This is a genomic window from Lipingzhangella halophila, assembly GCF_014203805.1.
In the GTDB taxonomy this organism is placed as follows: Bacteria; Actinomycetota; Actinomycetes; order Streptosporangiales; family Streptosporangiaceae; genus Lipingzhangella; species Lipingzhangella halophila.
In genome coordinates, this window is the sequence record NZ_JACHJT010000001.1 from 2,518,889 (window position 1) to 2,540,704 (window position 21,816).

At 69.4% G+C, this 21,816-nt stretch carries 20 protein-coding genes; 18 read left to right on the forward strand and 2 right to left on the reverse strand.

Annotated features, from left to right (window positions below):
* Position 1: 1 nt before the first annotated feature.
* Positions 2–1,174, forward strand: coding sequence for a site-2 protease family protein (locus F4561_RS11415; RefSeq protein ID WP_184577789.1), 1,173 nt, complete (start codon positions 2–4; stop codon positions 1,172–1,174).
* An 18-nt stretch (positions 1,175–1,192) separates the two neighbouring features.
* On the opposite strand, the gene F4561_RS11420 is transcribed toward F4561_RS11415, so the two are convergent.
* The gene (locus F4561_RS11420) at positions 1,193–1,666 is read right to left on the reverse strand and encodes a hypothetical protein (RefSeq protein WP_184577792.1); all 474 of its coding nucleotides are present in this window, start codon (positions 1,664–1,666) and stop codon (positions 1,193–1,195) included.
* A gap of 33 nt (positions 1,667–1,699) precedes the next feature.
* Entirely contained in the window at positions 1,700–2,977 is a 1,278-nt protein-coding gene (locus tag F4561_RS11425; RefSeq protein ID WP_246437185.1) for a helix-turn-helix domain-containing protein, read from the reverse strand.
* 163 nt (positions 2,978–3,140) lie between these two features.
* On the opposite strand from F4561_RS11425, the gene F4561_RS11430 reads away from it, so the two are divergent.
* The 17 genes from F4561_RS11430 (at position 3,141) to F4561_RS11505 (ending at position 21,734) form a co-directional block, all read left to right on the forward strand.
* Complete coding sequence (locus F4561_RS11430) at positions 3,141–3,506, forward strand: hypothetical protein (RefSeq protein ID WP_312885216.1); 366 nt, start codon at positions 3,141–3,143, stop codon at positions 3,504–3,506.
* A gap of 192 nt (positions 3,507–3,698) precedes the next feature.
* On the forward strand, positions 3,699–4,646 hold the full coding sequence (locus tag F4561_RS11435; protein ID WP_184577795.1) for a tRNA (adenine-N1)-methyltransferase: 948 nt from the start codon (positions 3,699–3,701) through the stop codon (positions 4,644–4,646).
* 161 nt (positions 4,647–4,807) lie between these two features.
* The gene (gene arc, locus F4561_RS11440) at positions 4,808–6,577 is read left to right on the forward strand and encodes a proteasome ATPase (protein ID WP_184577798.1); all 1,770 of its coding nucleotides are present in this window, start codon (positions 4,808–4,810) and stop codon (positions 6,575–6,577) included.
* 197 nt (positions 6,578–6,774) lie between these two features.
* Positions 6,775–8,295: a depupylase/deamidase Dop gene (dop, locus tag F4561_RS11445; RefSeq protein ID WP_376773658.1), complete on the forward strand. Its 1,521-nt coding sequence runs from the start codon at positions 6,775–6,777 to the stop codon at positions 8,293–8,295.
* Positions 8,296–8,526: 231 nt separating this feature from the next.
* Positions 8,527–8,730 (forward strand): ubiquitin-like protein Pup, encoded by a 204-nt coding sequence (locus tag F4561_RS11450; RefSeq protein WP_184577801.1) that lies wholly within the window; start codon positions 8,527–8,529, stop codon positions 8,728–8,730.
* A gap of 235 nt (positions 8,731–8,965) precedes the next feature.
* Positions 8,966–9,817, forward strand: a complete 852-nt coding sequence (gene prcB / locus F4561_RS11455; protein ID WP_184577804.1) for a proteasome subunit beta — start codon at positions 8,966–8,968, stop codon at positions 9,815–9,817.
* Positions 9,818–9,860: 43 nt separating this feature from the next.
* Positions 9,861–10,604 carry a proteasome subunit alpha gene (prcA, locus tag F4561_RS11460; protein WP_184583502.1) on the forward strand — a complete coding sequence of 248 codons (744 nt, stop codon included), beginning with the start codon at positions 9,861–9,863 and terminating at the stop codon, positions 10,602–10,604.
* A gap of 162 nt (positions 10,605–10,766) precedes the next feature.
* Positions 10,767–12,125 (forward strand): Pup--protein ligase, encoded by a 1,359-nt coding sequence (gene pafA / locus F4561_RS11465; RefSeq protein ID WP_184577807.1) that lies wholly within the window; start codon positions 10,767–10,769, stop codon positions 12,123–12,125.
* A 101-nt stretch (positions 12,126–12,226) separates the two neighbouring features.
* Entirely contained in the window at positions 12,227–13,321 is a 1,095-nt protein-coding gene (locus tag F4561_RS11470; protein ID WP_184577810.1) for an FKBP-type peptidyl-prolyl cis-trans isomerase, read from the forward strand.
* Between the two features lie 193 nt (positions 13,322–13,514).
* On the forward strand, positions 13,515–15,536 hold the full coding sequence (locus F4561_RS11475; protein ID WP_184577813.1) for a helix-turn-helix transcriptional regulator: 2,022 nt from the start codon (positions 13,515–13,517) through the stop codon (positions 15,534–15,536).
* Positions 15,537–15,709: 173 nt separating this feature from the next.
* Positions 15,710–15,898, forward strand: coding sequence for a hypothetical protein (locus F4561_RS11480; RefSeq protein WP_184577817.1), 189 nt, complete (start codon positions 15,710–15,712; stop codon positions 15,896–15,898).
* Positions 15,899–15,973: 75 nt separating this feature from the next.
* Positions 15,974–16,102: a hypothetical protein gene (locus F4561_RS33280; protein ID WP_281384080.1), complete on the forward strand. Its 129-nt coding sequence runs from the start codon at positions 15,974–15,976 to the stop codon at positions 16,100–16,102.
* 101 nt (positions 16,103–16,203) lie between these two features.
* Entirely contained in the window at positions 16,204–16,527 is a 324-nt protein-coding gene (gene tatA, locus F4561_RS11485) for a Sec-independent protein translocase subunit TatA (protein WP_184577820.1), read from the forward strand.
* A gap of 136 nt (positions 16,528–16,663) precedes the next feature.
* A complete protein-coding gene (tatC, locus tag F4561_RS11490) occupies positions 16,664–17,494 on the forward strand; it encodes a twin-arginine translocase subunit TatC (protein ID WP_184577823.1) in 831 nt (276 codons plus the stop codon).
* 66 nt (positions 17,495–17,560) lie between these two features.
* The gene (locus F4561_RS11495; RefSeq protein WP_184577826.1) at positions 17,561–17,935 is read left to right on the forward strand and encodes a DUF397 domain-containing protein; all 375 of its coding nucleotides are present in this window, start codon (positions 17,561–17,563) and stop codon (positions 17,933–17,935) included.
* A gap of 44 nt (positions 17,936–17,979) precedes the next feature.
* Complete coding sequence (locus F4561_RS11500; RefSeq protein ID WP_184577829.1) at positions 17,980–18,885, forward strand: diacylglycerol/lipid kinase family protein; 906 nt, start codon at positions 17,980–17,982, stop codon at positions 18,883–18,885.
* Between the two features lie 11 nt (positions 18,886–18,896).
* A complete protein-coding gene (locus tag F4561_RS11505; protein ID WP_184577833.1) occupies positions 18,897–21,734 on the forward strand; it encodes a DEAD/DEAH box helicase in 2,838 nt (945 codons plus the stop codon).
* The last annotated feature ends 82 nt before the right edge of the window (positions 21,735–21,816 follow it).

The following is a 21,816-nucleotide window of genomic DNA, read 5'->3' on the forward strand; positions in this document are numbered from 1 at the left end:
CATGGTGACGGATCACGGCAGCGCGTCCCCGCCGTCCCGCCGGGGCGCCGACGAAGCTCCCTCCGGGGGCCGCGGGCCCGGCCTGCTCATCGGCCGGCCCTTCGGCATTCCCGTATACGTGTCGCCGTCCTGGCTCGTGATCGCCGCCATCATCACGGTCCTGTACGAGCCCGTGGTCGAGCGCACACTGGCGCTCGGACTCCCGTCCTATCTCGTGGCGTTTGCCTTCGCGGTGCTGCTCTACGTGTCGGTGCTGGTCCACGAGCTCGCGCACTCGGTGATGGCGCGCATGTACCAGTTGCCGGTCCGCCGCATCACGCTGTACATGCTGGGCGGGTACTCCGAGATCGAGCGCGAGGCGCCCACGCCCGGCCGCGAGTTCGGCATCGTGTTCGCCGGGCCGCTGCTGTCGCTCGCCCTGGCCGGCATCGGGTTCGTGAGCTACGCGTTTGTCGACCCCTACACGATCACCGGTGTGCTCATCCAGCAACTGTGGGTCGCGAACCTGCTGGTCGGGGTGTTCAATCTGCTTCCGGGCCTCCCGCTCGACGGGGGGCGGCTCGTGCGGGCGGCCGTGTGGTGGCTGACCCGCCGGCCCACCGCGGGCACCGTCGTGGCGGCCTGGAGCGGGCGAGGGCTCGCGGTCGCGGTGGTCGCGCTGCCGTTCCTGTGGGCGTGGTCGCAGGAGCGCCCGCCGAACGAGTTCGCTGTTCTGTGGGCCGTGCTGCTCGCCTCCTTCATGTGGATAGGGGCGGGCAGGGCGCTGCGCAACGCCCGGTTGCGCGAACGGCTTCCGCGCCTTCGCGCGAACCAGTTGGCCCGCCCGGCGGTCACGGTTCCCGCCGATACCTCGGTGGCCGAGGCGCGGCGCCGAATGGACGCCGCCGGTGCCGGTGCGATCCTGGTTGTCGACACGGCCGGCACGGCCACCTCGATCGTGAATGAGGACGCCGCCCTGGCGGTCCCCGACGAGCGGCGGCCCTGGGTGCCGGCCTCCAGCGTGGCCCGCGCCATCAGCTCCGGCGCGGTGCTCGCCCCGGAGCTCGAAGGGGAACAGTTGCTGGAGGCCATGCGCGGCACCCCGGCTCCCGAGTACCTGGTGGCGCCCGACGACAGCGGAGGGCGCAGCGTTCTGCGCACCGCTGACGTCAATGCGGCCCTGACCCGCGGGTGACCGCCCGCCGGTTCCGGGTCACCGCTGGGCCCCCTCCGGCCAGATGACCGTGACCGGGCGCCCGCGCCGCTGTGCCAGGCTTACGACGTCTGCTGTGCCCCCGGGGCCGCGTGCGGGGCGGCCGTCCCATACCGCGATGATCTCGTCGCAGCGCTGCACCATGTGCCGCCCCGCCTCCAGGTGGGAGTCCGGGGTCGACTCCACGTGCGGGAGCCGGTGCACCAGGGCGGCCCGGCGCAGCAGTTCGTCGTAGGTGGCGTGGTGGGACTCGGGCAGGCCCTCGCGGTAGCGGATGGCCGGCACGACCACCTCGAGCCGCGCCCCAGCGTCGACGACCAGCTTGGCGAAGATGGTGTCGGCACCGTCGGCCAGGCAGGACAATCCCACGAGTGAGCGGCCGAAGGTGGCGAGCCGGGCGCGGATTCCCTGTTCCACCGCCTGCTCCACGTTCGCCGCCAGCTCCCTGTGACCGGTGATGGCGATCCGTCGCACAGTGGCATTCCCCCTGCACGGTCGTACGCATGGTCATTTACCCCGTTGACCGGTGAGCACGTCTGTCAACTGCTCGTCGAACTCGTTAACGATCCGGGCGCGCGCTCCGTTGTAGCCGCGCCGGAACCGGCGCACCCGGGTGATCACCCGCTCCGAGCGAAACTGCGATCCGGTGCGCAGCGCCTCGGTAGCGAGTCGGAACGCCTCGTCGACGTCGCCGGAGTCGGCGTGCGCCGACGCCAGCTCCACCTTGAGCAGGGCGGCCTGCTTGGCGCCGGCGTTGTAGCCGTGCAGGGCCTCGGAGAACGCGGCCCGGGCGTCGTTCGGGTTGCGCAGCCGCACGCCCGCCAGCGCGCGGTGGCTCGCGACCTTGGCGTCGTCGAAGCTGAACACCCACGGCCACGGGGGCGCCGTGTTCTCCTGCCGGACCACGTTGGCCTCCGCGCGCGCGATCTCGCGCGTACAGGCGGAAGCGTCGCCGAGGGCGGCATAGGCCAGCGACCGGACACAGGACAGCCACGCTTTGGCGGTGGGATGGGCGTCCGCTCCCATCCGGCGGCGCGCCTCGGCGGCCAGGGTGAGGCCGAGCTCGGGGTCGTCCGCCTCGATCTCGAAGGACGCGAGGCTGCCGAGCATGTAGACCTCGAGCAGGTGATGGCCCGCCTGCCGGGCGTGCGCGATGGCGGTCTGGTAGTACGAGCGCGCCGAGCCGAGGTCGCCCATATCGGTGTGCAGCCAGGCGGCGAACCCCGCGGCCTCGCTGGCCCCGGCCGCGATCTCCGGAGCGAACGGGGTGTGCTGCGCGCGCTTCAGGGCGCGTTCGGTCAGCTCCACGTGGGCGATCGCCCCACGGGCCAGGTCGCGCGCCGGCGACGAGGCGTCAAGCAGGCGTTGACCCCCTGTGATCGCACGGAGTGTGGGTGCCGTGCCCTCATTGATGTCGGATCCGGTACACGCCGTAGGCAACGACATCGCGGCCGTGGCGATGACCTTTCCGAAGTCTCTGCGTCGCGTAGGACCCGCCCCCTTCCGCGTTTCGGTAGCGCTGGCGAACCGGAGCAGGTGAAGGGGTATTCCCAACCGGTCGGCGAGCTCGCGCACCTGCTCGATGGTGAGCGACTGCTGACCGTTGATCACCCGCGACACCCAGCTCTGGGAGTAGCCGACAGCGTTGGCCAGTTCCCCCTGTGACCACCCGCGGGCGATACGGATGTCCTCAACGATCACGGCCATGTCGCATGTAGCCAGTGCGTCAGCCATTACCGGCCGTGACCAGAACTCCGGCGGTAGAGCGCCGTGATATTGGGGCATGAGCCTAGGTTAGGGTGGCCACCTGCCAATGGTGGCTATGTGTAATAGAACTGGTGCTATGCGTAGTGTGCATAAGGGTGTCCGGATGCTGTGTCCGCAAGGCGCCGTCTAGGGGAGAAAGTCCCGGTTCTCCTGGGGAAATATCACTAGAGGAGGCATGCAGGTGAACGTTGGTACGCCGGCTTCCGGCGCCCCGGCCATGGCCGGACCTGGCCAACGTCTTGACGCGTCTAACGGGGAAAACGGGGGATTTGCCTGGTCGCGGGCGCTACTGGCCCTCTCGGCGGAATTGCGGTCCCGCGGTCTCGCGGCGCGGATCGACGACGCGGTAGGAGCGGTGGACGCGGCCGACCGCGCATCGGCCCGCCGGACCCAGCGCGCCGTGCTCCGACCGCACCGCGGGAGGCTGTGGTGGTGGCTCCGCTGGGCGGGGGAGCCCACTGCGGCCGCGCGGCACATCCCGCTCGCGCCGGCGACCGAGACCGCCCGCGCCGCACAGCGGATCGCGCGCCTGCTGGCGCGAGGCTGAGCGGCCGTTCGCGGCGCGGGAGCGCGGCCCGCCGACCCAAGGGGGCCGGACACCCTCCGCGGCCCGAGAGCGCGTCCGCACACCGGGACTACCCCCGGTCGGGGCCGGCGACGATTACGCCGACCCAGGTCGCGCCGGATAGCGTGGGCGACTGCTCGAACCGAGACCCACAACCCAGGAGAGACTGAACCAGTGACCGGCATCCACGGCCGCCGCGGACCCTTCGACGACGGGGACACCGTCCAACTGACCGATCCCAAGGGGCGCAAGCACACGATCACCCTGCGCGCCGGATCGGCGTTTCACACGCATCGGGGGAGCCTGTCCCATGACGACCTGATCGGCGGCCCTGAGGGAAGCGTGGTCCGCTCCTCGTCGGGGACGGCCTACGTCGCCCTGCGCCCGTTGCTGGCCGACTTCACCCTGTCGATGCGGCGCGGCGCCACCATCGTCTACCCGAAGGACGCCGCACAGATCGTGGCGCAGGCCGACATCTTCCCGGGCGCGCGCGTGATCGAGGCCGGGGCCGGCTCCGGAGCGCTGTCGTGCTGGCTGCTGCGCGCCGTGGGGGAGACCGGCATGGTTTCCTCCTACGAACGGCGCGCCGACTTCGCCGATATCGCGCGCAACAATGTCGAGCGCTACTTCGGCCGGCCGCATCCTGCGTGGCGGCTCACGGTCGGTGACCTGGCCGAGGCGATCGCCGATACCGAGGTGGACCGGATAGTCCTCGACATGCTCTCGCCGTGGGAGTGCGTCGACGCCGCGGCGAAGGCCCTCGTGCCCGGAGGGCTGGTCTGCGTCTACGTCGCCACGACCACCCAGATCTCCCGGGTTGTCGAAGGGCTGCGCGACAACGGCTCGTTCTTCGAACCGCGCGCCTGGGAGACCATGGTGCGCGACTGGCACGTCGAGGGCCTGGCAGTGCGCCCCGACCACAAGATGATCGGTCACACGGGATTCCTGGTCACCGCGCGCCGCCTCGCCGAGGGCGCCGAGCCCCCGGAGCGCCGGCGCCGCCCGGCCAAGGGTGCTTACGGTGAGGATTACCGCAAGTCGCGTGGTTCCGGCGGCGGAGGGAACACCGACTCTGCGGGGGAGCCGGACGAAGCGGGACGGGAGAGCGAGGCACGGCACTAGATGCCAACGTTACTTTCTCATTACGGTGCGTACTCCAGTACCAAGGTGACCTAGGAATATGCAAGATCTACAAGTGAGGCCTCCGACACTGGCCGGACGCGAGAGGTTAGGAATAGTCCACGGGTAGGTAGGGTTTCGAGTAGTCGTCCTCTTATAGGGAGGTGGCGGACGTGGCCGATCGCGACGATGAGCATCAGGCGGAGCGCGACCGTGAAGTCGCAGAGCTCACGGCTCAGGTCTCCTATTTGGAAAAGGAACTTAGCGTAGTCCGGCGGAAGCTTGCCGATTCACCCCGCCATGTACGGCTGCTCGAAGACCGACTTCGTGAGGCACAGGCCAACCTGGCGGCTGCCAACAGTCAGAACGAGCGCCTCGTGGCGACCCTGAAGGAGGCCCGCGATCAGATCGTTGCGCTGAAGGAGGAGGTCGACCGGCTTTCCCAGCCGCCGTCCGGCTTCGGGGTGTTCCTGGAGGCCCGTGAGGACGGGACCGTCGAGATCTTCACCAACGGCCGCAAGATGCGCGTCAACGTCAGCCCTTCGGTCGAGGTTGAGGATCTGCGCCCCGGCCAGGAGATCATGCTCAACGAGGCGTTCAACGTCGTTGAGTCGCAGTCCTTCGAGACCGTCGGCGAGGTCGTCATGCTCAAGGAGGTCCTTGAGGACGGCCACCGCGCCCTGGTTATCTCCAACCACGACGAAGAGAAGATCGTCCGGCTGGCCGAGCCGCTGCGCGACCAGCCGGTGCGGCCGGGCGACTCCCTGCTGCTCGAGGCACGCTCGGGCTACGTCTACGAGCGCATCCCCAAGTCCGAGGTCGAGGAGCTCATCCTCGAGGAGGTCCCCGACATCGCCTACACCGACATCGGTGGGCTCGGTGGCCAGATCGAGATGATCCGCGATGCGGTCGAGCTGCCCTACCTGCACAAGGAGCTGTTCTACGAGCACGTGCTGCGCCCGCCCAAGGGTGTGCTGCTCTACGGGCCGCCCGGCTGCGGGAAGACCCTGATCGCCAAGGCGGTCGCCAACTCGCTGGCCAAGCAGGTCGCCGAGAAGACCGGGCGCGATGTCGGAAAGAGCTTCTTCCTGAACATCAAAGGCCCGGAGCTGCTGAACAAGTACGTCGGCGAGACCGAGCGCCACATCCGGGTCGTGTTCCAGCGTGCGCGGGAAAAGGCCGGTGAGGGCACGCCGGTCATCGTGTTCTTCGACGAGATGGACTCCATCTTCCGCACCCGTGGATCGGGCGTGTCCAGCGACGTCGAGAACACGATCGTGCCGCAGCTGCTCAGTGAGATCGATGGTGTCGAGGGGCTCGAGAACGTCATCGTGATCGGCGCGTCCAACCGCGAGGACATGATCGACCCGGCGATCCTGCGGCCCGGCCGGCTCGACGTCAAGATCAAGATCGAACGTCCCGACGCCGAGGCGGCGCGCGACATCTTCTCCAAGTACATCACCGACGACCTGCCGCTGCACGACGAGGACCTCGCAGAGCACGGCGGTTCGCGGCGGGCCACGGTCGACGCCATGATCCAGCGCGTCGTTGAGCGTATGTACACCGAGACCGAGGAGAACCGTTTCCTCGAGGTGACCTACGCCAATGGGGACAAGGAAGTCCTGTACTTCAAGGACTTCAACTCCGGCGCCATGATCGAGAACATCGTCGACCGCGCCAAGAAGATGGCCATCAAGGACTACATCGACAACCGCGCCAAGGGCATCCGGGTCAACCACCTCCTGCAGGCCTGTGTCGACGAGTTCAGCGAGAACGAGGATCTTCCCAACACGACCAACCCCGACGACTGGGCGCGGATCTCCGGGAAGAAGGGCGAGCGCATCGTCTACATCCGCACGCTGATCTCGGGCAAGGAGGGCTCCGACTCCGGGCGCTCCATCGACACTGTGGCGAACACGGGCCAGTACCTCTGACACGGATCCGCCAACGTCCGTTCCGACGGCCGGTTCTCGGACCCGAGAACCGGCCGTCCCCTTTTCACGGGGGGCGCTATGACGCCAATATCGGAAACAACCACGCACATCCCGCAGCGCGCCCGAAACCAGCCGCAGTTGGGCCGCAATTCGCGAGGCGGCGTTCAAGAGTCCGCAACGGTGGATAACCTTCCATCATGAGTGTGCGGCGGATTATGGGCATCGAGACCGAGTACGGCATCTCCGTGCCCGGCAACCCCGGTGCCAACGCGATGGTGACCTCCACTCAGGTGGTCAACGCCTACCTGGCGGCCTCGGCCGCGCGGGCCCGCAAGGCCCGATGGGACTTCGAGGAGGAGAACCCGCTTCGCGACGCGCGCGGGTTCGACCTCGCACGCGAGGTCGCCGACCCCACCCAGCTCACCGATGAGGACCTGGGACTGGCCAATGTCATCCTGACCAACGGCGCGCGGCTCTATGTCGACCACGCCCACCCGGAGTACTCGGCCCCCGAGGTCACCAATCCCCGCGACGCGGTCCTGTGGGACAAGGCCGGCGAGCAGGTGATGGCCGACGCCTCGCGGCGTGCCGCCACCATCCCCGGTGTCGAGGCCATCCAGCTCTACAAGAACAACACCGACAACAAGGGCGCCTCGTACGGCTGCCACGAGAACTACCTCATGCGGCGCTCGACGCCGTTCGGCGACATCGTGCGGCACCTGATCCCGTTCTTCGTCTCCCGGCAGGTCATCTGCGGGGCCGGGCGGGTCGGTATCGGAGCCGACGGCCGCGACAGCGGGTTCCAGATCAGCCAGCGCGCCGACTTCTTCGAGGTCGAGGTGGGGCTTGAGACCACCCTCAAACGGCCGATCATCAACACCCGCGACGAACCGCACGCCGACCCGGACAAGTACCGGCGGCTGCACGTCATCGTTGGCGACGCCAACATGAGCGAGATCTCCACCTACCTGAAGCTGGGTACCACGTCCATCGTGCTGTCCATGATCGAGGACGGCTTCCTCAGCATCGACCTGTCCCTCGAGACGCCGGTGTCCGACCTCCGGGCGTTCTCGCACGACCCGGACCTGGGCCACGCCGCCCGGCTGCGCGACGGCCGGCGCATGACCGCGGTCCAGATCCAGCGGGAGTACCTGGACCAGGCCCGCAAGTACGTCGAGGACAAGTACGGTACCAACGTCGACCCGGACACCGCCGATGTGCTGGACCGCTGGGAGTCCACCCTCGACCGCCTCGCCGACGACCCCATGCGGCTCTCCGAGGAGCTCGACTGGGTGGCCAAGCTCAAGCTGCTGGAGGGGTACCGCCAGCGCGACGACATCGACTGGGGCCACCACCGGCTGCAGCTTGTCGACCTGCAGTACTCCGACGTCCGTCCGGACAAGGGGCTGTACAACCGGCTGGCGACGCGCGGCCGGATGCGCCGCCTGCTCGACCCCGCCGAGGTCGAGCGCTCCATCACCGAGCCGCCGGAGGACACCCGCGCCTATTTCCGGGGGCGGTGCCTGGCCAAGTACGCCGACTCCGTCGCGGCGGCGTCGTGGGACTCGGTAATTTTCGACCTGCCGGGGTACGACTCACTGCAGCGCGTTCCCACTCTGGAGCCGCTGCGCGGCACCAAGGAACACGTGGGGCCCCTGCTGGACCGCTCGCCGACCGCCGCCGACCTGGTGGCCGTCCTGACCGGAGAGCGGCGCTGAGAGCGCCGCGGAGGGTGCCGCGGGAGTCCCCCGCGCGGTCGGGCGCGGTTGGCGAACCGGCCACCACCTGCCAAAAGGGCAAACCGGAAATGGGACCGGCGGATCCGGCGTTCGCACGGGTGTACGGCCCGGAACCGGGTAACGTGCCAACAACGGGCACCGCGAGCACGGTTGAGCCGCTCACTGTTGGGCCAAGATAGGGGACAGAGCCCCGAACAGGAGGTTGCTTCGATGGCGACGAAGGACACTGGTGGTCAGAAGCATGCGGACCGTCGCGAGGAATCGACCGAAGAGGTCGAGGAGACCACGGAGACCACGGAGCGCAACGAGAAGCTCGACGAGGACGTCGACGACATCCTGGACGAGATCGACGAGGTACTCGAGTCCAACAGCGAGGACTTCGTGCGGCAGTTCGTCCAGAAGGGCGGGCAGTAGCCGAGCGGTCGGTGATCGGGGGAGCGGGCGCGCCAGCCAGCGGCGGTGTGCGGGCTCCACCGGTTTCGCTCACAGCACAATCGTCGATCGGCGCTTCGCCGCCGGCCTCCATGGTCGTCAGAGCGCCGTTGTCACTAGGGTCCAGCGTGGTCAGTAAGGTCAAGCCAGCAGTAGTTCTGATCACCCGACGCTCCCCGCTTCACTCCCAGGGCGGGGCGCAATCGAAGGGAGCCGCGTGTCCGAAACGTTCGACGGCGGGGGACGGTTGCCCGCTGCGTTCATGACCCCGGGAACATCGTCCTTCACCGACTTTCTCCGCGAGGTCAACCCCGACCTACTGCCGGGGCTGCGCGACGTGCCCCAGGGTGGTTCGTCCGCGCAGCACCTCACTCCTGAGGCCACCACGATTGTCGCGCTGACCTTCCCCGGCGGTGCGGTGCTGGCGGGCGACCGCCGCGCCACGGCGGGCAACGTCATCGCACACCGCGACATGGACAAGCTCTACCGGGCCGACGAGTTCTCCGCGATCGCCATCGCCGGCGCGGCCGGCGTGGGCATCGAGCTCGCCAAGCTGTTCCAGGTGGAGCTGGAACACTACGAGAAGATGGAGGGCCATTCCCTCTCACTCGAGGGCAAGGCCAATAAGCTCGCCACGATGATCCGCGGGAACCTGGCCATGGCGCTCCAGGGCTTCGTGGTCCTCCCCCTGCTCGTGGGCTACGACGAGGCGGACCGCGCCGGCCGGATCTTCAGCTACGACCCGGTGGGTGGCCGCTACGAGGAGCACCGGTTCCACTCGATCGGTTCCGGGTCCGTCTACGCCAGCGGTGCGCTGAAGAAGCTCTTCACCGACGGCCTCACCCGCGACGACGCCGTGACGGCCGCGGTGCAGTCGCTCTACGACGCCGCCGACGACGATGCCGCCACGGGCGGTCCCGACGTGCACCGCAAGATCTACCCACTGGTCGACGTCATCACCGAGGAGGGGCACCGCCGGTTGCCGAACGACGAGATCGCCGAAGTGGCCGAGGCGATCGTGCGAGCTCGCAGCGAGCGTCCGGAGGGCCCGACGGCGCCGCTGCGCTGATGACCCGACCCCGAACTGAGTAAAGGAACGATCCGCGGTGTCGATGCCGTTCTACGTCTCCCCCGAACAGAGCATGAAGGACAAGGCGGACTACGCGCGTAAGGGCATCGCGCGGGGCCGCAGCGCCGTCGTACTGCGCTACGACGGCGGAATCCTGCTCGTCGCCGACAACATGTCCCGCACGTTGCACAAGATCAGCGAGCTCTACGACCGCATCGCGTTCGCCGCAGTGGGCCGGTACAACGAGTTCGAGAACCTGCGCCAGGCGGGGGTGAAGTTCGCCGACGTCCGCGGCTACGCCTATGACCGCCGTGACGTCAACGGGCGGATGCTGGCCAACGCCTACGCGCAGACCCTGGGCGCGGTGTTCAGCGAGAGCAGTAAACCCTGGGAGGTGGAGATCGTCGTCGCCGAGGTGGGGGAGACCGCCGACTCCGACCAGATCTACCGGGTCACGTTCGACGGTTCGGTAGTCGACGAGCGTGACTTCGTCGCGATGGGCGGCTCGGCCGACCGGGTCAGCACCAGCCTGAAGGAGCACTTCGACAAGGACGCCTCTTTGGCCGGCGCGCTGGCCGCTGCGATGCACGCGCTCGCCCAGGAGGGGGGAGAGCAGCGCGACATCGAAGCGAGCAGCCTGGAGGTCGCGGTGCTGGAGCGCGAGCGGGAGCACCGCAAGTTCCGCCGCGTCCAGGGCGACCGGCTCAACCGGCTCATCGAGGAAGGAAAGGCAGCCGAGGAGCCCGCCGCCGGCGGCGATGACGCCGGGGACAGCGACGACTCTTAATGGCGCACTCGGCTCAGCGGGCGCCGGCACGGTGGGGCACCACCGCGTCGGCGCCCGCCGTCGTCACAGGCCGATCGCCAGATCGGGACGTAGGGTGGAGTGGTGGAGCGCCGCGGTGCTGTGACCGAGGCCCCCGTGGGACGGGAAGTTGGGTGAGTCCGCGTGGAACGTCGCATCTTTGGTCTAGAGAACGAGTACGGCGTGACCTGCACGTTCCGGGGTCAGCGGCGGCTGTCGCCCGACGAGGTGGCGCGTTACCTGTTCCGGCGGGTCGTGTCGTGGGGGCGGAGCAGCAATGTCTTCCTCCGCAACGGCGCGCGGCTCTACCTCGATGTCGGCAGCCATCCGGAGTACGCGACCCCCGAGTGTGACACCCTGGCCGACCTGGTCGCCCACGACAAGGCGGGCGAGCGGATCCTCGAAGGGCTGCAGGTCGACGCCGAGCAGCGGCTGCACGAAGAAGGCATCGCCGGCGAGATCTACCTGTTCAAGAACAACACCGACTCAGCGGGCAACTCCTACGGGTGCCACGAGAACTACCTGGTCGGGCGGCACGGCGAGTTCGGTCGGCTGGCCGATGTCCTCATCCCGTTCCTGGTGACCCGGCAGATCATCTGCGGCGCGGGCAAGGTGCTGCAGACCCCCCGCGGTGCGCTGTTCTGCGTGAGCCAGCGCGCCGAGCACATCTGGGAGGGCGTGTCCTCGGCGACCACGCGTTCCCGGCCGATCATCAACACCCGCGACGAGCCGCACGCCGACGCCGAGCGGTTCCGCCGGCTGCACGTGATCGTGGGCGACTCCAACATGAGCGAGGTGACCACCCTGCTCAAGCTGGCGTCCACTGACCTCGTGCTGCGGATGATCGAGACGGGTGTCGTCATGCGCGACTACACCCTGGAGAACCCGATCCGGGCGATCCGCGAGGTCAGCCACGACATGACCGGCCGGCGCAAGGTGCGCCTGGCCAACGGGCGCGAGGCGAGCGCGCTGGAGATCCAGCGCGAGTACCTGGACAAGGTGCAGACCTACGTCGACCGGCACGGCACCGACGCCACGGGCAAGCGGATCCTGGAGCTGTGGGAGCGCACCCTCGAAGCGGTGGAGACCCAGAACCTGAGCCTGGTGCAGCACGAGATCGACTGGGCGGCGAAGTACCTGCTGTTGGAGCGCTACCGCGAGAAGCACGGGTTGTCGCTGTCGTCGCCGCGCATCGCCCAGCTCGACCTCACCTACCACGACATCCACCGCGACCGCGGGCTGTTCTACCTGCTGCAGGACAGGGGGCAGATGGAGCGCGTGGTGGGCGATCTGAAGATCTTCGAGGCCAAGTCGGTGCCGCCGCAGACCACGCGCGCACGGCTTCGGGGCGAGTTCATCCGCCGGGCACAGGAGCAGCGCAGGGACTTCACGGTCGACTGGGTGCACCTGAAGCTCAACGACCAGGCACAGCGGACCGTATTGTGCAAGGACCCGTTCAAGGCGGTGGACGAGCGCGTGGAAAAGCTGATCGCGGGGATGTAGCCGCCCCGCCTTCGCTTAGCCGGCTCTCACCCCGGATACGGCAGCCTGGCCGTTTCGATAGTGTGTCGGGGACCCGAGCCGGATTATTGAGGTAATGACGTATGCGACGACGTGCAGCCGCCCTCGCGGTGCCGTTCTCCGCCGTGCTACTCGCGGTGTCGAGTTGTGGTTCCATTCCGGAGGACTGGAGGACCCCGGCCTTCCTGCAGAGTGACGAGGAGGAGCTCGACGAGCGGCTGCCCACCGTCACCGGCGAGGTCGGCGAGGAACCGAAGGTCGACTTCCCCAACATCAAACCGCCCGAGGAGCAGATCTCGGGGGTCGTGAAAAAGGGCGACGGCGAAGGGGAGCTCGTCCGTTCCGACGACATGCTCTTGGCCAACATCGTCGACTACCAGTGGACAGCCAAGGGCGAGTACGAGAAGACCCAGTCCACCTACGATTCGGGTGCGCCGGTCATCCTCGAACTGGAGCAGATGGGCGAGGAGCTCACGGGTGACCTCGTCGACCAGCCGGTGGGAAGCCGCGTCGAGTTCATCTTCCCGCCCCAGGATCCGCAGGAGGCCGCGGCCATGGGCCAGCCCGAGCCGGAGCCCGGTTCGTCGGTGTCGATCGTCGACGTCGAGGGGCGCTTCGGTAAGGGTGACACCGTCGAGGGTGAACAGACCACTGACGGCGGCGACGGCATGCCGACGGCGGCGGACGCGGGCGCCGACGAGCCCGAGATCGAGATCCCCGACAGCGATCCCCCGGAGGACCTCGAATCGGTCAACCTGATCGAGGGCGAGGGGCCCGAGGTCGAGGCCGAGCAGCAGGTCGTTGTCCAGTACACCGGGGTCCAGTGGGAGGACTCGGAACAGTACGACTCTGGCCAGGTCTTCGACTCCACGTGGAGCCGTGGTGGCGCCCCCGCGACCTTCGCGATCGGCGCCGGCCAGGTCATCGAGGGCTGGGACAAGGGCCTGGTGGGCCAGAAAGTCGGTAGCCGGGTGATGCTCGCGGTTCCCGGCGAAATGGCCTACGACGGCGAGGAAGCCCAGCAGGGCGGCCAGGAGCCGCCGCAGGGACCGCTGGTGTTCGTCGTGGACGTCCTCGGCGCTGTCGACGTCACGCCGCCGGAGGAGGCAGCCGCCCAGGGCGATGACGAAGAGAGCGGCGGGGAAGGCGAGGAAGACGGAGAAGGCGAGGACGGCTAGGGTCGGTTTCCCGGCGAGCGCCAGCGAGCCAAGAAAACACTACCTAGTAGCGTTCGTCCTCCGGTGGGGCGAGCGAGCGCGTGAGTCCGGTGTCGGGCGGGGAGTCATGACTCCCCGCCCGACACCGCGGACGCGGTACCGTCGTGGCGATAATCCAACGGGGTGAGTTCAGCGGCGAGGAGATGGGCCGGCGATGTCGCGAAGGAAGACCGAACGGCAGCTCAACCTGGTCATCTGCCTGCTCGCGACCCGGAGGTTCCTCACCGCACGGGAGATTCGCGCGACCGTCGCCGGCTACGCCGAGGCCGAGACCAGCGCCGCGTTCAAGCGGATGTTCGAGCGGGACAAGAAGGAGCTGCGCGAGAGCGGGATCCCGATCGAGACGGGCAGCGCCGATGTCTGGAGCGAGGAGGAAGGCTACCGGATATCGAGGGCCGACTACGAGCTGCCCGAGATCGAGCTGCTGCCCGACGAGGCGGCCGTACTCGGACTCGCGGCGCGGGCCTGGCGGTACGCGGCCCTGGGGGACGCCGCGGCCAACGCGGTGCTGAAGCTGCGGGCCGCCGGTGTGCCCGTCGACTCCGACGCGGCGCCCAGCGTCACCCCCGTTCTCAGCACCGACGAACCGGCGTTCCTGCCGATCTGGCAGGCGGTCCGCGACCGCCGCTCGGTACGTTTCGACTACCGCAAGCCCGGCGCGGAGGTGACGCCCCGACAGCTCGACCCGTGGGGCGTCGTCAACGTGCATGGCCGGTGGTACGTGGCCGGCTACGATCGCGACCGCCAGGCCAGTAGGGTGTTCCGGCTGAGCCGGATCGCCGGTGAGGTCACCGTGCTGCGCTCCGGACCGCCGATCGAGGTGCCCGAAGGCGTCGACGTGCGTTCGGTGGTCCGCGCGCAGCGCCCGGAGGCCGAGGGGGTGGCCCGGCTGCGCGTGCGTGCGGACTCCGGGCACGCGCTCCGCCGCGCCGCGCTGCGGATCGTGCCCGGCGAAGGGCCGGCCGAGGACGGCCGATGGGACCGGGTGGACTACCCCTTCACCGATGTCGCGGCCCTGGTGGCGGCCGTGGCGGGGTTCGGCGAGCGGGTGGTGGTCGAGGCGCCCCCGGAGGCGCGTGAGGCGACGGAGGACCACCTCCGGGCGGTGGCGACGCGCGAGCCCCAGAGCGGCGAGCATCTCGCCGCCGCGGACGGGGAGCCGGCGGCGGCGGGTGGCCGCGGCGTTGCCTCCTCGGAGCAGTTGCGCCGGTTGCTCATGCTGGTGCCGTACGCGCTCAGCCACGACGTCCGGGTGCCCGAGGTGGCCGCGCACTTCGGGCTGAGCGAGAAGCAGGTGCTGAAGGACCTGAGCCTGCTGTGGATGTGCGGGCTGCCCGGCTACACCCCCGGGGACCTGATCGACGTCGACCTCGACGCGGCGCGCTCCACCGGGGAGATCATCATCGGCAACGCCGACCCCTTGGCCCAGCCGCTGCGCCTGACCGCGGACGAGGCCGCGAGCCTGGTTGTGGGCGTCGGGCTGCTCGGCGAGCTTCCGGGTATGGCGGGCAGCGACGCGCTGAAACGGGCCGGCGAGAAGCTGCGCGGAGCCGCCGAACAGGGCAGGAACGCCAGTGAGCAGGCCGAGGCGGTCGACCGGTTGGCCGGCGCCGTCGAGGTCCGCCTGGACCTCAGTGACGAGGTGCGCGAGCTGCAGAGGCGGTGCGACGAGGCGCTGCGGGCCGGGCAGCGGGTGCACCTGCGCTACCTCTCCGGGTACGCCGACGAGGTGACCGAGCGCGACGTGGATCCGATGACGCTGGTCGTGCAGGACGGGCACGCCTTCCTTGAGGGCTGGTGCCGGCTCCGGGAGGATGTCCGGCTGTTCCGGCTCGACCGGGTCCTGGACATGACGGTGCTGCCGGTGCTGGCGGAGGTGCCGTCCACGGCGCGCCACCGCGACCTGAGCGACGGCGTGCTGCAGACGTCCGACGCCGACGCCCTGGTCACGTTGGAGCTGGAGCCGCGGGCGCGCTGGGTAACGGAGGAGTACGTGTGCACAGCGGTAGAGGAGCTGCCGGACGGCCGGGTGCGCGCGACACTGCGGACCCCCGCCCCCGGATGGGTGCGCCGGTTCGCGCTGCGACTGGGGCCGCACGCGCGGGTCGTCGCGCCGGCCGAGCTCGCCGAGCGGGTGCGCCACGACGCCCGCCGCGCGCTGAACGGCTACGTTTGACTCTCGCGAGCGTGCCCCGTTGGTGTCGGGCGGGCAGCGGCCGCGCGGAAGGCGCCCGCCGTGGCCGCCCGGTGGTCCGGTCGAGCAGCGCCCGCCGCGGTGTGGCGCGCGCGACGTGCCCGGTTAACACGCGGGCCAGCATGGATTCACGCGCAGCGGGGTAGGGTGAATCCGTGTTCGCGATCGCCAGTCTCGCCGCCCTGACCCTCGTGGGCCTGCTCGCGGTGGGATCCCTCGCAATCCGGCTGTTGGCGCAGGCGCGCCGGCTGCAGGAGGAACTCGCGCGCACCCGCGAGGACCTCGAACCGCGCTACCGCGAAGTGCGCGCGCGGGCGCAGCGGGCCCGCGCCGACCTCCGGTGACCCGCCGTTCCGCGCAAGTCGGGAGGCAGCGTTGGACCCCCGTTCGGCCCTGGTTCTGCTTGTGGTGGCGCTGCTGTGGTTCGGCCCCGCCTCGCCATCGGTGCCCTCGTCCGCTACCTGCTGGCGCGAGTACGCCGGCTCGGGGACCAGGTCGCCCGGATCAGGGTGGGGCTCGGCTCGCACCGGAGCGAGCTGGGACAGTAGGGGCCGAGTACGCTTAAGCGCAGGCCCGATGGCTCTTTTCCGGCCAGGGCGTATGATCAAAGGCGCGGGGTAGCGTCGTGGAAAGAGGTTAAGACATGGGCATGGATTTTCGAACGCTGCTCATTCTGCTTCTCATCGCGGTGGTGTTGTTCGGGGCCAAGAAGCTGCCGGATCTCGCCCGCTCGATCGGACGCAGTGCCCGGATCCTGAAGTCCGAAACCAAGGGGTTCCGGGAGGACGAGGAAAGCAGCGCCACCGACGAGTCGTCCGATAAGACCGGGTCGCCGCAGGGCACGCAGGCGCAGGCCTACGACTACAACGGTCCCGCGGCCCAACCCCAGCAGGCGGGCTACGCCGAGCTTCCTCCGGGCCAGTACGTCGTCGACGAGAACGGCCAACCGGTTCGCCGGCAGTACGGGAGCTAGCGGGACCCGAGTGGTGCGGGTGACGCCGCGGGGCGCGGCGGTTCTGGTTGCGTGGCGGCCGGTTCAGGAACGGGTTCGAGGAGCGTAACGGGCGATGCAGGCGCGGCGATGGCGAGAGAGCGATCCGGAAGCTCGCATGCCGCTCATGGAGCACTTGCGTGAGCTTCGCAACCGCCTGATCAAGGCATTGATCTTTGTGGCCGCCGGTGTCGGGCTGGGGTTCTACTTCTTCGACCCCGTCTGGGAGGTGCTGAAACAGCCCTACTGCGGGTTGCCGCAGTCCAGCGAGGTCACGGGCGGCTCGGAGGCCTGCAGCCTGATCTACACGGGCATCTTCGAGGCGTTCTTCCTGCGGTTCAAGGTCGCACTGATCGTCGGCATCCTGGTCTCGTGCCCGTTCTGGCTCTCGCAGCTCTGGCTGTTCGTCGCGCCAGCGCTGCGTGGCAAGGAGAAGCGCTACACCTGGTTCTTCATCGGCGCGGCCGTGCCCCTGTTCCTGACCGGATCGGCGCTGGCCTACTTCATCACGCAGAAGGCGATGGAAATCCTGTTCGCGTTCGCCGCCGAGGGCGAGATCGCGATGATCACCATCACCAACTACCTGAACTACATGATCACCATGATCCTGGTGTTCGGGATCGCCTTCGTCGTGCCGCTGATCGTGGTGCTGCTGAACATCATGGGGGTGCTCAGCCACGCCGCGATCGCGAAGTGGCGCCGCCTGATCATCTTCCTCGCGTTCGTCGCGTCCGCGATGGCCACCCCCGCCGAGCCGTTCTCCATGCTGGCGCTGGCGATCCCGGTGATCATGCTCTTCGAGCTGGCCGAGCTCTTCTGCTTCCTCAACGACCGCCGGCAGGGCCGGCGCGACCCCACGGCCGGCCTCGCCGACGACGAGATGTCCGAGCTCGACGAGGAACCCTCCCCGCTTGACGAGGAGAGCCCTCGGGAGACGCCGAACCGTTAGGGTCGTCCTGCGCGGGCCCGACCGCGACGAGGCTCGGGGCGCGAGACGAGCCAAGGAGGAAGACTGATGAGTGAGCGGGCCGACACCGGCGCCGGACGTGAGTTGCCACCGGAGGCCCAGGGCAACGAGAAGTGGCACGACACCACGGATGCCGTCTGGAAACGGTCGTCGCTGTCGAGCGAGGACTCCGACGCCATTGTCGAGGTTGCCAAGTTCGACGACGGCTTCCGCGCCGTGCGCGACGGCAAGCACCCGGAGAAGGGCATCCTCTTCTTCACGCCCGCCGAGTGGGAGGCGTTCGTGCTGGGCGCCAAGGACGGCGAGTTCGACATCCCCGAGGAGTACCTCACCGCCGAGGAGGCGGCCATACAGCGGGGCGAGGTGCCCGCGAAAGCGGTACCCTCGCCGAACAACACTCGGGATTCCGGCGAGGCCGAGTAACGGCGGCGCCGCTCCCGCCTCGTGCGACGGAACGGCGCCCGCTAATGACGCAGCACATCACGCTCCTCGTCAACCCGACCGCGGGCGGCCGTCCTGCCGTGACCGCGACCCGCCTGCTCCGGCACCTGCGCGGGGGCGGCGCCGACGTCACCGTTGTCGCCGGGCGCTCACCGCAGGACGGCGCCCGGCTCGCCCGCGAGGCCACGGCGGCCGGAACCGACGCACTGGTGGCCGTGGGCGGCGACGGGGTGGTCCACACGGCGCTGAGCGGTGCCGTGGGCACAGAGGTGCCCCTGGCCGCGGTTCCCGCTGGCACCGGCAACGACATCGCCCGCGCTTTCGGCATGCCGCGCTCGCCGCGGGCCGCCGCGACCGCGATCCTGAACGGCCGGTACGTCGTGGCCGACACGGTCCGCGTCGCCGGGCAGCACTATCTCAGCGTGCTCGCCTGCGGGTTGGACTCCCGGGTCAACGAGCGTGTCAACGGGTTGCCGGTGTCCATCGGCCGGGCGGGCTACCTCTACGGGCTCCTGGCCGAGCTGCGCACGTTCAGCCCGATCCGCTTCATCCTGGACGTCGACGGCGAGCCCCTGGTGGCCGAGGGGATGTGCGTGGCCGTGGGCAACACGTCGACCTACGGCGGCGGGATGCGCGTGTGCCCCGGGGCCGCGTACGACGACGGGCTGCTGGAGGTGGTCCTGGTGCACGCGGTGCCGCGTACGACGTTCCTCCGGCTCTTCCCCCGGGTCTACACGGGGACCCACCCCGGCCTCGACAACGTCACCGTACTGCGCGGCCACCGGGTCACCATCGCCACGAGCGGGACAGGCGCCTCGCCGGCCGTGGGCTACGCCGACGGGGAGCGGATCGCCGAAACCCCCCTAACGTGTGAGGTAGTTCCGGGGTCGGTGCGGATGTTGACGGCGGCCGCACTATCGCGTACCTCCTAAGCTTGGTCGATATGAGTACGCACGCAGCGCGGTACGCCGCGTTCCGTCGGCGCCAAGCCGAGTCAAGTGCCACGATCGAGGACTTCCAGGGGCTCTACGGCTTCGAGTTCGATCCCTTCCAGGTGCGGGCATGCAAGGCGGTGGAGTCCGGGCACGGCGTGCTCGTCGCCGCCCCCACCGGGTCCGGGAAGACCGTCGTGGGGGAGTTCGCGGTGCACCTCGCATTGCGCGACGGCGGGAAGTGCTTCTACACCACGCCCATCAAGGCGCTGTCCAACCAGAAGTACACCGACCTCGTGCGCCGGTACGGCAGCGACAGTGTCGGCCTGCTGACCGGGGACAACAGCGTCAACGGCGAGGCGCCCATCGTGGTCATGACCACAGAGGTGCTGCGCAACATGCTCTACGCGGGGTCGCGCACCCTCAGCGGGCTGGCCTACGTGGTCATGGACGAGGTGCACTACCTCGCCGACCGCTTCCGCGGCGCGGTGTGGGAAGAAGTCATCATCCACCTGCCGGAGTCGGTGCGGATGGTGGCGCTGTCGGCCACGGTCAGCAACGCCGAGGAGTTCGGCGAGTGGCTGCAGCAGGTGCGCGGTGACACCACGGTGATCGTCGACGAGCAGCGCCCCGTCCCGCTGTGGCAGCACGTCATGGCCGGTAAGCGGCTGCACGACCTGTTCGTCCCGGTCGAGCAGCAGGACACGGAGAACGATGCCGGGGAGGGCCGCAAGCGCACCCGCAAGCGTGAGCGCGGCAGTCGGAGTACGGGCAGCGACATCGTGGTCAACGGCGAGCGCATGCGGGTCAATCCGCGGTTGGTCCGGCTGGCCCAGGAGGAGGAGCGGCTCTCCCTGGTCGCGCATAAGCGCCGCCCGCCCCAGGCGCGGGGGCGCGGGGCGCCCCGGCCGCGCGCCAAGTTCGCGCCGCCGAACCGCGTGCAGATCATCGAGGAGCTCGACCGCGACGGGCTGCTGCCGGCGATCACGTTTGTCTTCAGCCGGGCCGGCTGCGACGACGCCGTCCGGCAGTGCGTGCACTCCGGGCTGCGCATGACCACCGACGAGGAGGCCGCGGAGATCCGCGGCTACGCCGAACGCCAGTGCGCCGATATCCCACCGGCCGACCTGGCGGTGCTCGGGTTCCACCAGTGGCTGGACGCGCTCGAACGCGGTGTCTCCGCGCACCACGCCGGGATGCTGCCGACGTTCAAGGAGATCGTCGAGACGCTGTTCTCCCGAGGGCTCATCCGCGCGGTGTTCGCCACTGAGACTCTGGCGCTGGGGATCAACATGCCCGCGCGCACCGTCGTCATCGAGAAGCTCGACAAGTGGAACGGCGAGACCCACGCCGCCCTCACACCGGGCGAGTACACCCAGTTGACCGGGCGTGCCGGGCGGCGCGGCATCGACGTCGAGGGGCACGCGGTCGTGGTGTGGCAGCCGGGAACCGACCCGGAGGCCGTCGCCGGGCTGGCCAGCACCCGCACCTACCCGTTGAACTCCAGCTTCCAGCCGTCCTACAACATGGCCGTCAACCTGGTCGGCCAGGTCGGACGCGAGCGCAGCAGGAACATGCTGGAGTCCTCCTTCGCGCAGTTCCAGGCCGACCGCGCCGTGGTCGGCCTGACCCGCGAGCTCCGCAAGCACGAGGAGGCGCTCGACGGCTACGCCAAGGCCGCCGAGTGCCACCTTGGCGACTTCATGGAGTACGCGGCGCTGCGCCGCCAGCTCAAGGAGACGGAGAAGCGGGCCGCCAAGGGGCGTACCGCGCAGCGGCGCGACGAAGCAGTGCGCAGCCTCGAACGGCTCCGGCCCGGTGACATCATCCGGGTGCCCCGGGGGCGGCACACGGGCTTCGCGGTGGTCCTCGACCCGGGCGCGGGCGGCGATGTGCCCGCGCCCCTGGTGCTGACCTACAACCGGCAGGTCAAGCGGGTGAACGCGGCCGACTTCCCCACGCCGGTCGAGCCGGCTGGCCGGCTGCGCATCCCGAGGAACTTCTCCGCCCGGTCCGCGCAGTCCCGCCGCGACCTCGCGTCCACCCTGCGGAATAAGCTGAGCGATGGCGCGGTGGAGCAGCAGCCGCGCTCCCGCGACAACAGCGAGGACGCCACCGAGGAGCCGGAGATCGCCCGGTTGCGCCGCGAGCTGCGCGCGCACCCGTGCCACGGGTGCGCCGACCGCGAGGACCACGCCCGGTGGGCGGAGCGCTACCACCGGCTGTCGAAGGATACCGAAGGGCTGCGGCGCCGCGTCGAGGGCCGTTCCCACGTGATCGCCCGCACCTTCGACCGGGTGTGCTCAGTGCTGGAGGAGCTGGGCTACCTCGAAGGGGACACCGTCACCGACGAGGGGCGGCTGCTCGCCAACGTGTACTCCGAGCTCGACCTGCTGGTCGCCGAGTGCCTGCGACGCGGCCTGTGGGAGCGGCTCGACCCGGCCGACCTGGCGGCGTGCGTCTCGTCGCTGGTCTACGAGTCCCGGAGGTCTGACGACTCGTTCCCGCGGATCCCGGACGGAGCCCCGGCCGAGACACTCACGGAGATGGAGCGGCTCTGGGGCGAGCTGCACGAGGTCGAGCGCAACCACCGCGTGTCGTTCCAGCGCGCGCCGGATCTCGGGTTCGTGTGGACCGCCTACCGCTGGGCGCGCGGCGACCGGCTCGACCGGATCCTCATGGACGCCGACATGTCCGCCGGCGACTTCGTACGCGCAACGAAGCAGCTTCTGGACATGCTCGGCCAGATCGCCAACGCCGCCCCGGCCGACGGAACGATCCGGGAGAACGCGCACCGTGCCATGGACCAGGTGCGCCGCGGGGTGGTGGCCTACTCCTCCGTCGGATAGGCCGCGGGTACGGCCGCCGATTCGCGAACGTAGGGCACCGCTGCTCAGCTCATAGTGATCCACGCCATAGCCGGACCCTGTC

What these genes read in the sequence shown, in the direction of transcription:
- F4561_RS11495 (WP_184577826.1), top strand. Translation starts at nt 17,561, where the DNA reads ATGAGTGAGCGGGCCGACACCGGCGCCGGACGTGAGTTGCCACCGGAG.
- F4561_RS11425 (WP_246437185.1), bottom strand. Translation starts at nt 2,977, where the DNA reads ATGCCCCAATATCACGGCGCTCTACCGCCGGAGTTCTGGTCACGGCCG.
- F4561_RS11500 (WP_184577829.1), top strand. Translation starts at nt 17,980, where the DNA reads ATGACGCAGCACATCACGCTCCTCGTCAACCCGACCGCGGGCGGCCGT.
- prcA (WP_184583502.1), top strand. Translation starts at nt 9,861, where the DNA reads ATGCCGTTCTACGTCTCCCCCGAACAGAGCATGAAGGACAAGGCGGAC.
- F4561_RS11415 (WP_184577789.1), top strand. Translation starts at nt 2, where the DNA reads ATGGTGACGGATCACGGCAGCGCGTCCCCGCCGTCCCGCCGGGGCGCC.
- dop (WP_376773658.1), top strand. Translation starts at nt 6,775, where the DNA reads ATGAGTGTGCGGCGGATTATGGGCATCGAGACCGAGTACGGCATCTCC.
- F4561_RS11470 (WP_184577810.1), top strand. Translation starts at nt 12,227, where the DNA reads ATGCGACGACGTGCAGCCGCCCTCGCGGTGCCGTTCTCCGCCGTGCTA.
- F4561_RS11475 (WP_184577813.1), top strand. Translation starts at nt 13,515, where the DNA reads ATGTCGCGAAGGAAGACCGAACGGCAGCTCAACCTGGTCATCTGCCTG.
- F4561_RS11505 (WP_184577833.1), top strand. Translation starts at nt 18,897, where the DNA reads ATGAGTACGCACGCAGCGCGGTACGCCGCGTTCCGTCGGCGCCAAGCC.
- tatA (WP_184577820.1), top strand. Translation starts at nt 16,204, where the DNA reads ATGGATTTTCGAACGCTGCTCATTCTGCTTCTCATCGCGGTGGTGTTG.
- tatC (WP_184577823.1), top strand. Translation starts at nt 16,664, where the DNA reads ATGCCGCTCATGGAGCACTTGCGTGAGCTTCGCAACCGCCTGATCAAG.
- F4561_RS11450 (WP_184577801.1), top strand. Translation starts at nt 8,527, where the DNA reads ATGGCGACGAAGGACACTGGTGGTCAGAAGCATGCGGACCGTCGCGAG.